The organism is Psychrobacter sp. H7-1, assembly GCF_904846585.1.
Classification (GTDB): Bacteria; Pseudomonadota; Gammaproteobacteria; order Pseudomonadales; family Moraxellaceae; genus Psychrobacter; species Psychrobacter raelei.
In genome coordinates, this window is record NZ_CAJHBH010000011.1 from 52,363 (window position 1) to 65,915 (window position 13,553).

Here is a 13,553-nt window from a genome sequence, read left to right on the forward strand (position 1 = left end):
TCATGAACGCAATTAAACGCCTATTTGGTTGGCTGCGTCAGCTTCTATTTAAACCGGCTGCAAAAATTGGGCTTGGTGTATTAATTATCATCGGCTTCGTAGGCGGGGTATGGTTTTGGGCAGGCTTTAACTCAGCGCTAGAAGCGACAAATAGCGAAGAGTTCTGTTTGTCTTGTCATACCATGAAAGACAACATGCTGCCTGAGCTACAAAAAACGGTGCATTGGCAAAACCGCACTGGGGTGCGTGCTGAGTGTCAAGATTGTCACGTGCCACACCAGTTTACTGATAAGATTGCCCGTAAGATGCAGGCCTCGCGTGAAGTGTTGTCACACGTTATGGGCGATATCGGTACACGCGATAAGTTCTTGGCACACCGCGGGGTATTGGCGCAGCGTGAATGGGCTCGGTTTAAGGCGAACAACTCAAAAGAGTGCCGCGCTTGTCACGACTATGACAGCATGGACTTTAGCAAAATGCGCGTGACCTCACAGATGATTATGCGTAGCGCCGCTGAGCGTGATGCCAGCTGTGTTGACTGTCACAAAGGGATTGCGCACGAATTACCAGTTATGGAAGGCATGCACAACCCCGCGTTCGACTCTTTGGTATCTGAGGCGGGCAGCACCAAGATTAATGTGGGCGAGACTTACTATAACATCGTGCCGCAACCTTTATATTTAGATGCTGAAAAAACCAAGCAAGCGGGCACCATTGAAGTGGCGGCTCCTGCAAAAGTTATTGCCCACGAAAAAGGCATGACTCAAATTGAGCTGGATATGTGGCGTAAGAACAAGGGCTTCGGCCGAGTTTGGTACACCCACTTTGGCCTAAACATTGTCGATGCCGTCATTGAAAAAGAGCTGTCTCGTGATGAGAGTATTGTGAAGGTAAAAGAGTCCAAAGAGGATCCTTTAACCGGTCTTGAATGGCAAAAAGTCAGCGGTACCTTCTGGGTAGAAGATGGCCTATTAATGAAGAGTCTAGAGCCCGCTTGGGACATCGCCGGACAGACTTATGCAGAGAACTGTAGTGTGTGTCACCGTCAACCAAACCCAGCCTCACATGATGCCAACCAGTGGCCAGGGCTATGGAGTGGTATGGTTGGATTTACCAACCTTGACGCAGATACTGGCGGCTTAGTACTCAAATACCTACAGCTGAACTCATCTGACTTTGCGGGTGCCAAAAATGCCCCAGGCTCACCTGAGAATACGCCTCAGATGGCTCGTCCATAAGGCACCATGCGCATAATAAGACACACAAGAATAGGCAGAATAATAAGGGTTATATTATGAAAAATATCAATCGCAGGGGCTTTTTAAAATCGCTGGCGGCTTTGTCGGGTACGGCGCTACTCCCTACGCCGCTGTTGGCCGATGACAGCGTATTGACCTCAGCCACAGGTGACAAACCGCAGGACTTTAGTGGCTGGAAAATGTCCGGCGCACACTGGGGTGCTTTTCGTGCTCGAGTCGAGGCGGACAAGCTGGTGGAAATCAAACCATTTGAGTTTGATCAATATCCCACTAAGATTTTAGATGGCGTACCGGGCATTATCTACAGCCCTTCACGGGTACGCTATCCGATGATTCGCGTCGACTGGTACAAAAACCGTCAAAACAGCGACACCTCACAGCGCGGCGACAACCGCTTTGTGCGTGTCAGCTGGGATGAAGCGTTAGACATCTTGTATCAAGAGCTTGAGCGCATTCAAAAAGACTACGGGCCTTGGGCACTACACACCGCGAACGTGGGCTGGCGCTCGGTAGGTAACGTGCACAGCTGTGGTAACCATATGCTGCGTGCCATCGCCATGCACGGCCACAGTGTAGGGACAGCAGGGGATTACTCAACTGGCGCCGGTCAGATGATTTTGCCATATATCTTAGGTTCCACTGAGGTGTATTCGCAAGGCACGTCTTGGCCACTGATTTTAGAAAATGCCAAAGTGATTATCTTCTGGGCCAACGACCCGATCAAAAACTTACAGGTCGGCTGGAACACTGAGACCCACGAAGCTTATGAATACTACGAGATCTTGCGTGACAAGGTTCGCAACAAAGAGATCGAAGTCATCTGTATCGATCCGGTAAAGAGCAAGACGCAAAACTACCTAGAGTGTGAGCATCAATTCGTCAACCCTATGACAGACGTGGCATTTATGCTGGGTCTGGCGCACACGTTATACACCGAGAAGCTGTATGACAAAAAGTTCATCGACATGTATGCGTTGGGGCTAGAAGAATTCACCCCTTACTTGATGGGTAAGACCGAAGACAAGGTGGATAAGACCCCTGAGTGGGCTGAGAAAATCTGCGGCGTAAAAGCCGATAGAATTCGCGAATTGGCACGTAAAATGGCCAAAAACCGTACTCAGCTTTGCTTTGGCTGGGCCATTCAGCGTCAGCAGCACGGTGAGCAGCCGTATTGGATGGGGGCGATTATCGCAGCGATGCTGGGTCAAATAGGTCTGCCAGGCGGTGGTATCAGTTATTCACACCACTACAGCTCTGTGGGTGTGCCGACCTCTGGCGCCTCTATGCCAGGCGCGTTCCCACTAAACTTAGACACTGGCCGTAAGCCTAAGTATGACAATAACAATTATAATGGCTACAGCTCTGTCATTCCGGTCGCGCGTATGGTGGATTGTCTGCTTGAGCCTGGCAAGAAGATTAACTTCAATGGCCATGAAGTGACCCTACCACCGCTGAAAATGGGAATCTTTACGGGCAGTAACCAGTGGCACCGTCACCAAGATCGCAACCGCATGAAAAAAGGCTATCGCAATATGGAGACTGTGGTATCCGTTGATTATAACTGGACCGCCACCTGCCGCTTCGCTGATATCGTATTGCCGGCCTGTACCCCTTATGAGCGTAACGACATTGACGCTTATGGCTCGTACAGTAACCGAGGCGTGATTGCGATGCACAAGCTGGTAGACCCCTTGTACCACTCTAAGTCTGACTTTGAAATCTGGTATGAGTTCACCAAGCGTATGGGCCGCGAGCTTGAGTATAGCCGGGCGATGAATGAGATGCAGTGGATTGAGCAGATTTATGAGGACTGCCGTGCTGAGAACCTAAAAAAAGACTTCTTTATGCCGGAGTTCAAAGAGTTCTGGGAAAAAGGCTATGTGTTGTTCCCAGAAGGGGAAAACTGGGTACGTCACGCAGACTTCCGTGAAGACCCTGAAGTCAACGCACTGGGCACACCATCAGGCTTTATCGAGATCAGCAGCCGCAAGATTGCCAGCTACGGTTATGCAGACTGTAAAGGTCATCCTATTTGGATGGAAAAAGCCGAGCGCTCACACGGTGGCCCAGGCTCAGATAAGTATCCGTTATGGCTACAATCGGTGCACCCAGACACCCGCTTGCACTCACAGACCTGTGAGTCTGAGGAGCGCCGTGCTACGTATACCGTTCAAGACCGTGAACCTTGCTATATCGGCCCTGAAGATGCCAGAGCAAGAGGGATTAGCGATGGTGACTTAGTCCGTGTGTTTAATGACCGAGGGCAGCTGCTTGCAGGCGCCGTCATCTCTGATAACTTCCCACCTGGCGTCATTCGTATTCAAGAAGGCGCTTGGTATGGCCCGACCGGCCCTGAAATTGGCGCCCTGGATACCTATGGAGATCCCAATACCTTGACCTTAGATATCGGGACTTCGATGTTGGCGCAGGGCCCAAGTGCCAATACCTGCTTGGTTGAGATTGAAAAATTCATCGGCAAAGCGCCAGCGGTGACCTCCTTTGGTGGTCCCACTTATGTCAATCCAGACGGCACGCCAGCGGCAGAAGACAAAGGCTAGTTGCTGATATAAGCGGTCAGTGCTGACAAGGGCTTTGCTTAAGCGCTAAGCAGGGCCCTTACTTTGTGGTTATGCCGCTTGTTGCGACCACCCATAACTCTTTAGTGTAATGGAATTAAAATGAATAATAGTCAACAATGGCAGGCAGCCAATACTGCCCGTGCCACGCTTTATCGCTGGTTTGCCGAGCTGTTCGCCCGTGAGTTAACTAAGACCAATTTAACGCAGCTGCAAGCCCAATACCCAAGCCTGCATGCCGCTTTTAGTGATCTTAATCTTGAGCCGCAAAGTGCGGCGCTACAAACAGCACTGGATAATCTACACGTTATCCCAGCGCCAGATAGAGCATTAGAGCTCGCTGCGGACTTTGCCCACCTGTTTTTATTAAGTGGTCATCAAAGTGCGCCGCCGTACGCCTCTTATTATCTTGAGTCCGATCAGATGCTTTATGGCAAGCCGGCGCAGCAAATGAGTGAGTTTTTGGCCAGTCATAAGCTCGACCTACACCCTGAGTTTCGTGAGCCCAAAGATCATTTAAGTATTTATTTGCAAGTGATGAACCTGTGGATTAAAAGCAGCGTCGATGAGCAGGCGAACCTCATCGAGATGGCTGTACAGCAACAGCATTTTTTAGAGGATGCTTTGCTCAGCTGGCTGCCTAAGTTTGCGGCGCGTTGCCAACACATTCGGGTAAAAACCCAAGTGTATCCCGCCATCATTGACTTGCTGCTGCATTTTGTACAAGAAGACAGACAAGCCTTGGAAGACATGGCCGAGGCCGAGTAGAATGGGGTATGATGTTAGGACTTATTAAGCCTGTGAATAACCCGATTAATCAAAGAGAGCGTATTTATGATCACTGTTGCTGAGCTACAAGCTGCCATTACTAAGCGTATTAATAGTTACAATCAAACCGATTCAAGCTTGACGCAGCGCACCACTGAGCGCCGTGATCTATTGGCCAGTCAGCATCATATTTTAGCGACCGATATCATCTCGCCCTTTGATGTGCCGCGTCAGAATTTATCGGCCATGGACGGCTATGCGCTTGCCGGTGGCAGTACTCTTGACGCGGGCAGTTACATTGAGATTGTGGGCGAGTCACAAGCTGGCGCACCTTTTAGCGGCAGTAGTGTAACTAGTGAGATACAATTACAGCCAGGCCAAGGCGTGCGTATTTTTACCGGAGCCGTCGTGCCCAGCGACTGTGATACCGTGGTGATGCAAGAGAACACCAATTTTGCGGCTATCAAAGACGGCATTGATAAATCCCAAAGCTATCAGATTCAGCTCACCAAAACGGCGGTGGCCGGCAATAATATCCGCCGCCAAGGCGAGGAGATTGAATCCGGTGAGGTGGTGCTGCACGCTGGCAAACGCTTGAACCCTGCTGATATTAGCTTACTTGCCAATTTGGGCGTGGCCCAAGTCGAGGTGTATCAGCCGCTGACGGTGGGTATCTTAGCCACAGGAGATGAGCTGGTCGCGGTCGGTGAGCCGCTACAAAGCTTGGCCCAGATTTACAACTCTAATACGCCAACCCTCAAGAGTATGCTTGCGCATTTGCCCATACAGATTCATGATTATGGCATCATCCCCGATGACTTAGAGCGCACCAAGCAGGCGGTATTAACGGCGATGCAAGAGTGTGATGTGGTGATCTCAACCGCTGGGGTATCGGTGGGTGATTATGACTTTTTAACCACTGTGATTGAAGACTTAGGGCAGATTAACCACTACAAAGTGGCGATGAAGCCGGGCAAGCCTTTTGTGTTTGGTGAATTAAACAAAGACCTTTCGGTGCCAGTGTTATACTTTGGACTGCCCGGTAATCCGTTATCGTCTGTGGTGGGCAGTTTGCAATTTATCATTCCTGCCTTATGGCGCTTATCGGGTATCGATGTGGCAGATATGCCGCTGCCATTGACCGTTACTGCGACCTTGTCTAGCGATGTCAAAAAGTCGCCAGGCCGCGCCGATTTTCAGCGCGGTATTGTCAGTCAAAATGAGGCAGGGGAGTATGTGGTGACCCCTGCTGGCAAACAAGATTCACACCGCATCAAGCAGTTAAGCCATGCTAATTGTCTGATTGTGTTGCCCCAGCAGTCTGGCAGTATGAGCGCCGGTGAACAGGTGACGGTGCAGCTGTTTCCTTGGAGCTAATGGGCTTGAGGGAACTGGCTGTGCGCTATATAAGCGCTATCTAGGTGCTATATATGCCCTAGCTAGGCGCTGTGCTTGGTTATAGCGCTTATCTAATATTTGTTTATTAAATAGCGGTCACTATCAGAAACACCTTTAACCGTCATCAATAGCTTTAACCACCATCAATACTTCTAACATCAATACTCCTAAAGAGGTATCTGGCCTTTAGCAGGGCTTCCTTTAGGGTAAGTATCTATTAGGCCGTAACCTGTTATAATGACGTTATCGCAACTTTTTTAAGTTTTCATTCACAACCTGAGGCAACGCTTAGAGCACATTCACTACTAATGACTACGGTACCCCATATGACCCTTCTTAATTCCAACCTAGGGAAAGCTAGGCTATACACACCTTCCCCCAATTCAGTTATGTTTGATGGTCATGTTCCGCTGTCATCTGCTCATGCGCTCTTGCATCCTACTGTTAACTCTATCAATGCGCTTACCCACTCTGCCATACCCTCTGCTGCAAGCGCCTCTTTTGCTTGGCCAAAAGCGATAAAGCCAGCTGACTTTATGTCGCCCTTTACCCAGCTTGCGCGCAGTACCTTGACCACACTAAGATCTACCAAAGGCTCAGCGGCTGCCTCTGTGAGCAGTCACGTGCCCCAAACCAATGACAATGATGCTCTATTGACCGATGGCTTCTCACGTCGCTTGACCTATTTGCGCCTGTCGATTACTGATTTTTGTAATTTTCGCTGTGGCTATTGTCTGCCCAATGGCTATCAAGGCAAGCGTCCGGATAATGAGCTGACTTTGCAAGAGATTGAGGTATTGATTAAGGCCTTTGCTCAAGTGGGCACAAAAAAGGTGCGTTTAACCGGTGGCGAGCCGTCTATCCGAAAAGATGTCACTCAAATTATTGAGCAAGTCAAAGCCACGCCCGGCATCCAAACTGTGGCGATGACCAGCAATGGCTATAAACTGGGCAAGCACATCGCCAATTGGCAACAAGCCGGCCTTGATCAATTAAACATCAGTGTCGATAGCTTTGATCCGGCCACGTTTAAGCAAATGACTGGTTTTGATATGTTGCCGCAGCTGCTACAGGACATGAATACGCTGCTAGAGACGACTGATATTAAGCTAAAGCTCAATGGCATCTTGATGGAAGAGACCGCTTACGACAGTCTGCTTGCGGCCTTAGACTATGTCAAAACGCGTCCGGTCACCTACCGCTTTATCGAGTTTATGCAGACCACTGACAACAGTGATCTGTTTTTTGCGCAGCATGCACAGTCAGCGCTGATCACCGATTATTTGCTAAGTCATGGCTGGCAAGCGCAGGATAGAGGCCAAAATGATGGCCCAGCCATAGAGTACACTCACCCCGATTATGTGGGCCGTATTGGCATGATTGCCCCCTATGCGGCGCACTTTTGTGACAGCTGTAATCGACTGCGGGTCAGCAGCCTGGGTAAGGTGCATTTGTGCTTATTTGATCAAGGCAACTACGATATCCGTCAATATTTACAGCAGCAAGATGTGGCGGGTCTGGTACAAAAACTCCATGAATTTATGCCGATAAAACCTGAGCACCATCATTTGGCAGAATCCAACAGCGGCATTATGCACAACTTATCGATGATTGGTGGTTAACAGGGTTGGCGGCTAAGCCAAAAGGTACGTTTCAAAGCCATCTGTTTAAATCTTAATTGTTTTCCCTGTTATTTAAGGCGCTTTTATGTCAAAAGAAAAAGTATTTACTCCGTTAAATGTGGCGGTATTGACCGTCTCTGATAGCCGTACGTTAGAGCAAGATACGTCAGGTCAGTATCTGGTGGACTCGCTGCAAGAAGCGGGGCACAATCTGGCTGATCGTCAGTTAATCACCGATGATATTTACAAAATCCGAGCCGTGATCAGTGGCTGGATTGCTGATCCTGAGGTGCATGCGGTGATGACCACGGGCGGCACGGGGTTTTATATCCGTGACAGCATGCCTGAAGCGGTCAGCGTGTTATTTGACAAAAAAATCGATGGCTTTGGTGAGATGTTCCGTTTGATCTCTAAAGATGAGATTGGCATGTCAACGGTGCAATCGCGCGCTATTGCCGGTATGGCCAATAACACAGTGATTTTCTGTCTGCCAGGCTCATCAGGCGCTTGCCGTACGGGGTGGACCAAGATTATCAAAGATCAGTTAGACAGCCGCACTGGCCCTTGTAACTTTGTGCCGCATTTAATGCGCGTTAACCCAGGCCACGATTAATTATATGGCAGACGCCTTGCTGCGCAGACTGGACGCAAAGCCTTTAGCGGGGGTGGTTATCCTCGCCGGCGGCTTATCGACGCGTATGGGCTCACCTAAGGCGCTATTAAAGCTGCCTTGTGGTGACACCTTGCTACAGTATCATGTGCGCAGTGCGTCGCAGCTTGGGGTGCCAGTTTTAATTGCTGATAACGGGCAGGGGTTTGCTACGCACATACAGGCCGAGCACAATATTTTTGATGAGCACAGTGTTGCTAATAACGAGGGCGGTAATACAGCGGGCGGTATTCGTCATATTACCGATTATCAGCCGAGCAGCCGCTCGTTAGAGGCTAAAGCTAAGGCCAAGGCCAATGAGAAACATTCAGCAGGGCCACTGGGCGCTATCTTGGCCGGCATGCAGCAGTTGTTGCAAGATAACCAGACGGATAGTCGCTTTACTGATATAGGTAGCCACTCTGACGCTGGCTCACAATGGATGCTGGTGGTCAGCTGCGATAGCTTAGTGAATGGCGTTGATATTTGGCAGTATCTGACTGAAAAAAAGGCTCAAAGCGTATCAAGCAGTGTTGATGCCGTTAATGAGGATAATGCACAGCCGCAAATGTATTGTCTGGCCGATAACGAGCGAGACTATCCGTTATTGGGCTTGTATCAGTTAAGTCTGGTCGCATCACTAAAGTCTTATTTAGACAGCGGCGAGCGCCGAGTGATGCGCTTTATTCACCCCATCAGCCAGTCGTTGCCCATGCCGCAAGCTTGGTACACGCGCTCTAACTTAAACACCCCGCAGCAGTTTCAACTGGCTTGTGAGCAGTTGTAAATAAAGCTCGTACGGTTATCGACTATTAAATGTTAAATGTTAAATGCCGAATATTAAATGTTGAATATTGAAACCAGCCAAGGTTATTCAAAGCTAAGGTTATTCAAAGCTGTTGCAAGCTATAGCCACTTTCTCAATAAAATTTAACCCAGTTAAGCTGAACATTTTAGGTCAAAGCTCTTATGTCACTATTAAACTCTGAATCCAACTCAGAATTAACTTCTGAACAAAGCACGCCAGATTTAGCAAGCAATTCTGTGCAAACGCATGCCCACAAGCTATCGCACTTAGATGCCGATGGTGATATTCATATGGTGGATGTGGGCCATAAGACAGTGACCACGCGTGAAGCGGTGGCACAGGGTTTTGTGGTATTTCCACAAGACATCTATAGTCAGATAAAAGCGGCCGATGGCATGACCAAGAAGGGCAGCATCACTCAGACGGCTCATATCGCCGGCATTATGGCCGCCAAACGCACTCATGATTTAATCCCACTGTGTCATCCGCTGCCACTTGATAAGGTGGGCTTAAGCTTTAGCTATGAGGATGAGGCATGCGCCATCAAAGTTACCTCCACAGTGCGCGTCACCCATAAGACTGGGGTGGAGATGGAAGCGTTAACGGCGGTGAGTGTGGCCTGCTTGACTATTTATGATATGACCAAGGCGTTATCGCACGATATTATTATCGATGACATGCGCTTGGTGACTAAGACCGGTGGTAAGTCTGACTATCAAAGCGCTTAGCTGAGCTTAAAATGGGTTGGGTTGGATTGAATTTGCTTTGACGCTAAATAAATGAGGTAGCTGTCACTGGTCGGTATGTTAGGAGCATCCAACAGGTGTGGCCAGATACCAATAAAATAACGACTACTCAAATAGCGTTAAACTGTTTTTTTATATCAATAATTTTTTGTATCACTAAAAAGCGACTAAATAGGCTGAGTACACTATGAATATTACGGTTTTGTTTTTTGCAAGCTTGGCAGAAAAAGCGCAACAAGGTCAGCAGCAATTAAGCGTAGAGGGTAAGTTAAGTTTGCCTGAGCTTTATGCTAAGTTAACACAAGAACACGGCTTTACGCTTGAGCCTGCCAAGGTGCGTGTGGCCATTAACGATGAGTTTGCCAGTTGGGATGATGTGATTAATGATGGCGATACCATTGCCTTTATTCCACCTGTGGCCGGTGGTTAGCCGTTTAGATAAATAATTGTTGGAGTAACACATGGACAGTCAATCTGCTTTGGACACGGCCAATCAGCCGCATCAGCAGGCAAGTAGCATATCGCACAGCGTAGATGAGGTATATCAGCTGGCACAGTCTCAAGGCTTTGCGCTGCTTGATGAGGCCATTGATGCTGAGCGTCTAAAAGATATGTTGCAAGATGATCAGTGCGGCGCTTTGGCCACCTTTGAGGGCTGGGTACGCAATCACAATAACGACAGCCAAGTGACCCGCCTGACCTATTACGGTTATGAAAAATTAGCGATTAACCAAGGCAAACTGATTATTGAGGAAGCCAAGCGCTTATTTGATATCGAAAATGCGGTAGCGATTCATCGCATAGGGGCGTTAGAAATTGGTGATATGGCGGTGTGGGTCGGGGTATCCTCTAAGCACCGTTATCCTGCCTTTGATGCTTGCAAATGGATATTAGACACCATTAAGGCCGATATTCCGGTATGGAAGCAAGAGTATTACCAAGATGAGCCTTCTAAATGGCTAAGTAACAATGGTTAAGTGACAATGGTTAAGAAATAATGGCTAATAAAACAGAGTTAATTTAAGAAACTTAGTCTTAGATCCAATAACTAATAAAAATCCAGCTTATGCTGGATTTTTTATGCGCTAAGGATTGATGCGTAAGCTGCTTTTTTGAGTTAACGACAAGGCGTTATCTTTTGGGCTTAGGCGGCGAGTGACTTGTTGTTGTCAACGAGCCTTCATTGACCTGACGATTGATACTGGCAATCAGACCCACCAGTATAATACCCAGTAACACCAACAACAGTGACATGGTGTGTGCCATGTCATAGTTAAGCGCTTCGACCTGCTCATAGATGGCAATGGAGATGACCTTGGTCTCTCCGGCGATACTGCCACCAATCATCAGTACCACCCCAAACTCACCAATGGTATGCGCAAAGCTAATCAGGCTACCTAAGATAATGCCAGTCTTAGCTTGCGGTAAGGATACGGCGGTAAATCGGCGCAATCGGCTGGGTTCAAGCAGCAGTGCCATGTCACTCACGCTTTTGGGAATGCGTAAAAACTGGGCATACACCGGCTGCATATAAAAGGGCAATGAATATATGATAGAGCCCACCACTAAGCCTTTAAAGGTAAATGCCAGAGCGCCGATGTCATGAGCCATAAGCCATTTACCCAGTGCAAAGTTGGGGCTGAGCAGCAGCAGCAAATAAAAGCCAAGCACCGTGGGCGGTAACACCAAGGGCATGGCGATAATGCCCATCAGCATAATTTTGACACGCGCGATCAGATTGCTAGAGGAGGGCTTGGCCAGCCAATAGGCCAGCGGAGTTGCAAACAGCAATAGGCACAAGGTGGTGATGGCAGCAAGCTTGAGGCTTAACCATAGCGGAAGCAGCATGTCAGAGAGTTGAGGCGACAGAGGTGACATAAAATCAGCAAGACCACAGGCTTAAAGCAGTAAATGAAAGAGACTCATACAGCATAGCAATATTTGCCCGCTTTACCTAGTGCTAAGCGGGCGCTAAACGGTTATGGCCTTGTCATTTAGCTAATTTAGCTCATCTATGTGGCTTGCTGCTATGCTGGCTACCATATTGGCTACTATGCTGGCTACCATGCTTGCTACTTTGCTGAGCCAGAGGCGGCGTGGTCTGCGTTTACCGGCAAGTATCCGGCATCTGCAAACAGTTTTTGCGCCGGCTTGGACTGCAAATAATGGCTAAAGTCGATGGCGGCGGCACTGTCACTTACCACGATACCATCTTGCAAGATGGCCGGATAGCTGTCCGGCTGCAGAATTAGATAGTTTGAGGGGGCCACCTTGGCACTGATCAATTGTGATAACGCCACAAACCCATAATCGGTACTGGCGGTGTGCGCATATTGGAAGGCCTGACCAATGTTCTCTGCTTGGATAATGGTTTTATTGCTATTTAGGCTGTCATAAATGCCTTGCTGCTGTAAAAAGGCTTTGGCCGATGCCCCATAAGGTGCCAGCTCTGGATTGGCTAGGGTAATTTTAATGGGCATTTTGTTTTGATTGGGCTGGGTGATGAATAACTGCTGCAGGCTGGCTGTGTCTAAGGTTTTAACGGTGCTGATATCTTGGTTGCTGCTATACAGCGCCAATTGGCCGCGTGCATAGGTAAAAGGTGGCTGTACAGTGACGTTAGCAGCGGCTTGCTGCTGAGCATATTTGGCCGGGAAGTCTTGATCAGCGGATAAAAACAAGTCATAAGGGGCGCCGGAGTTAATCTGTGCAAACAGCTTGCCCGATGAGGCATAGGTCACTTCAATCTTTGGTTTGGGGGTACTTGCAGTATCTGGGCTATGAGCTTCTTCGCTTTGATAGGCATCAATCACTGCCGGTAAAACCCCCGCTAAGTTGGCTGCGGCGGCAATGCGCATGACCTCGCTAGATTGGGCTTTATGGGTATTGCTATCAGCCTGCGGGGCGTCGTCGGTTTTTTCAGGGTTATTGGTGCCAGAGCAACTGGCCAGCAGAAATACAGCGGGCAGGGTAGCGATAAGTTTTAAAGAAGAAGTCATAGACAACCTATATTTATCGATCAAGAAAGGGTAAGTCTATATTTTGCATGAAATATCAGGGATTAGGTATAAGTCTTTCGGGTAAGGAGGTGTATATTTAGTGAAGCATAAATATCCTGTGAGTTGATATTAATTTAGTAAATCTGGATAATAAAAATGTAATTATCCTCTAAGATAGAACTGAGCTATGCTGAAGAAACCGTACAAGTAAACTTGGTAAACTAAGAATTCAATAAGTAGGTTACCATGACCAAGAAAGTAAGAACCTACAGTGCTGAACCGCCCCGAGTATATCGGAGAGTGATTTACTTGAGTCAGGCAGCGATGCCTGACAGGACTAAATTATCATAATAGCGTCTTTCAAACTCAAAAGGTGACACATATCCAATTGTACTGTGCAATCGTGTTTTATTAAACCAGTCCACCCACTCAAGGGTTGCCAGTTCAACATCATTGACGCCAGTGACCCCTGCCGTCAATCCCGTATATATAAACTTGGGAGATTTTGATTACGCAGCCTGACGATAATAATCAAACCACACCTGTCTTGGCGATTTATAGCCTAAACCCTTTTGAATCCTAGTCTGATTATAATATAACTCAATATATCCAATGATATCTCTGATAGCTGCAAACCTTGTTTTATAGTCTTGGTGATATACTAGCTCGTTCTTCAATATGCCCCAGAAGCTTTCTATGGGTGCGTTGTCAAAGCAGTTGCCTTGGGT

13 protein-coding genes and 1 pseudogene are annotated in these 13,553 nt (G+C 48.1%); 10 read left to right on the forward strand and 4 right to left on the reverse strand.

Going from position 1 to position 13,553, the window contains the following annotated elements; all coding sequences use genetic code 11:
* Window positions 1-2: 2 nt before the first annotated feature.
* The 10 genes from torC (at window position 3) to JMX92_RS05500 (ending at window position 10,803) form a co-directional block, all read left to right on the forward strand.
* Window positions 3-1,238 carry a pentaheme c-type cytochrome TorC gene (gene torC / locus JMX92_RS05455; protein ID WP_201544371.1) on the forward strand — a complete coding sequence of 412 codons (1,236 nt, stop codon included), beginning with the start codon at window positions 3-5 and terminating at the stop codon, window positions 1,236-1,238.
* 56 nt (window positions 1,239-1,294) lie between these two features.
* The gene (gene torA, locus JMX92_RS05460) at window positions 1,295-3,817 is read left to right on the forward strand and encodes a trimethylamine-N-oxide reductase TorA (protein WP_201544373.1); all 2,523 of its coding nucleotides are present in this window, start codon (window positions 1,295-1,297) and stop codon (window positions 3,815-3,817) included.
* A gap of 120 nt (window positions 3,818-3,937) precedes the next feature.
* A complete protein-coding gene (torD, locus tag JMX92_RS05465; RefSeq protein WP_201544375.1) occupies window positions 3,938-4,603 on the forward strand; it encodes a molecular chaperone TorD in 666 nt (221 codons plus the stop codon).
* A 66-nt stretch (window positions 4,604-4,669) separates the two neighbouring features.
* Window positions 4,670-5,980 (forward strand): gephyrin-like molybdotransferase Glp, encoded by a 1,311-nt coding sequence (gene glp, locus JMX92_RS05470; RefSeq protein ID WP_201544376.1) that lies wholly within the window; start codon window positions 4,670-4,672, stop codon window positions 5,978-5,980.
* 329 nt (window positions 5,981-6,309) lie between these two features.
* Window positions 6,310-7,623 carry a GTP 3',8-cyclase MoaA gene (gene moaA / locus JMX92_RS05475; protein ID WP_201544377.1) on the forward strand — a complete coding sequence of 438 codons (1,314 nt, stop codon included), beginning with the start codon at window positions 6,310-6,312 and terminating at the stop codon, window positions 7,621-7,623.
* Between the two features lie 85 nt (window positions 7,624-7,708).
* A complete protein-coding gene (moaB, locus tag JMX92_RS05480) occupies window positions 7,709-8,236 on the forward strand; it encodes a molybdenum cofactor biosynthesis protein B (RefSeq protein ID WP_011959511.1) in 528 nt (175 codons plus the stop codon).
* A 4-nt stretch (window positions 8,237-8,240) separates the two neighbouring features.
* A complete protein-coding gene (locus JMX92_RS05485; RefSeq protein ID WP_201544378.1) occupies window positions 8,241-9,059 on the forward strand; it encodes a molybdenum cofactor guanylyltransferase in 819 nt (272 codons plus the stop codon).
* 182 nt (window positions 9,060-9,241) lie between these two features.
* Entirely contained in the window at window positions 9,242-9,808 is a 567-nt protein-coding gene (moaC, locus tag JMX92_RS05490) for a cyclic pyranopterin monophosphate synthase MoaC (RefSeq protein ID WP_201544379.1), read from the forward strand.
* 205 nt (window positions 9,809-10,013) lie between these two features.
* Window positions 10,014-10,256, forward strand: coding sequence for a molybdopterin converting factor subunit 1 (gene moaD, locus JMX92_RS05495; protein WP_201544380.1), 243 nt, complete (start codon window positions 10,014-10,016; stop codon window positions 10,254-10,256).
* Window positions 10,257-10,287: 31 nt separating this feature from the next.
* A complete protein-coding gene (locus JMX92_RS05500) occupies window positions 10,288-10,803 on the forward strand; it encodes a molybdenum cofactor biosynthesis protein MoaE (protein ID WP_155586718.1) in 516 nt (171 codons plus the stop codon).
* A 154-nt stretch (window positions 10,804-10,957) separates the two neighbouring features.
* Here JMX92_RS05500 and modB read toward each other — a convergent pair whose 3' ends face one another.
* From modB to JMX92_RS05520, 4 genes and pseudogenes are all read right to left on the reverse strand, one after another.
* Entirely contained in the window at window positions 10,958-11,704 is a 747-nt protein-coding gene (gene modB, locus JMX92_RS05505) for a molybdate ABC transporter permease subunit (RefSeq protein WP_201544386.1), read from the reverse strand.
* A gap of 194 nt (window positions 11,705-11,898) precedes the next feature.
* On the reverse strand, window positions 11,899-12,825 hold the full coding sequence (gene modA, locus JMX92_RS05510; protein WP_201544388.1) for a molybdate ABC transporter substrate-binding protein: 927 nt from the start codon (window positions 12,823-12,825) through the stop codon (window positions 11,899-11,901).
* Between the two features lie 314 nt (window positions 12,826-13,139).
* A pseudogene (locus tag JMX92_RS05515) lies at window positions 13,140-13,304 on the reverse strand (integrase core domain-containing protein); the annotation flags it as partial.
* Window positions 13,305-13,334: 30 nt separating this feature from the next.
* Window positions 13,335-13,553 (reverse strand): IS3 family transposase (locus JMX92_RS05520; RefSeq protein ID WP_201544390.1); only part of this gene is annotated, 219 nt, incomplete at its 5' end.

Bases quoted from the DNA above. Each gene is read 5' to 3' on its own strand.
- torD (WP_201544375.1), top strand. From the start codon at position 3,938: ATGAATAATAGTCAACAATGGCAGGCAGCCAATACTGCCCGTGCCACG.
- moaA (WP_201544377.1), top strand. From the start codon at position 6,310: ATGACTACGGTACCCCATATGACCCTTCTTAATTCCAACCTAGGGAAA.
- glp (WP_201544376.1), top strand. From the start codon at position 4,670: ATGATCACTGTTGCTGAGCTACAAGCTGCCATTACTAAGCGTATTAAT.
- moaB (WP_011959511.1), top strand. From the start codon at position 7,709: ATGTCAAAAGAAAAAGTATTTACTCCGTTAAATGTGGCGGTATTGACC.
- moaC (WP_201544379.1), top strand. From the start codon at position 9,242: ATGTCACTATTAAACTCTGAATCCAACTCAGAATTAACTTCTGAACAA.
- JMX92_RS05500 (WP_155586718.1), top strand. From the start codon at position 10,288: ATGGACAGTCAATCTGCTTTGGACACGGCCAATCAGCCGCATCAGCAG.
- modA (WP_201544388.1), bottom strand. From the start codon at position 12,825: ATGACTTCTTCTTTAAAACTTATCGCTACCCTGCCCGCTGTATTTCTG.
- torA (WP_201544373.1), top strand. From the start codon at position 1,295: ATGAAAAATATCAATCGCAGGGGCTTTTTAAAATCGCTGGCGGCTTTG.
- torC (WP_201544371.1), top strand. From the start codon at position 3: ATGAACGCAATTAAACGCCTATTTGGTTGGCTGCGTCAGCTTCTATTT.
- modB (WP_201544386.1), bottom strand. From the start codon at position 11,704: ATGTCACCTCTGTCGCCTCAACTCTCTGACATGCTGCTTCCGCTATGG.
- JMX92_RS05485 (WP_201544378.1), top strand. From the start codon at position 8,241: ATGGCAGACGCCTTGCTGCGCAGACTGGACGCAAAGCCTTTAGCGGGG.
- moaD (WP_201544380.1), top strand. From the start codon at position 10,014: ATGAATATTACGGTTTTGTTTTTTGCAAGCTTGGCAGAAAAAGCGCAA.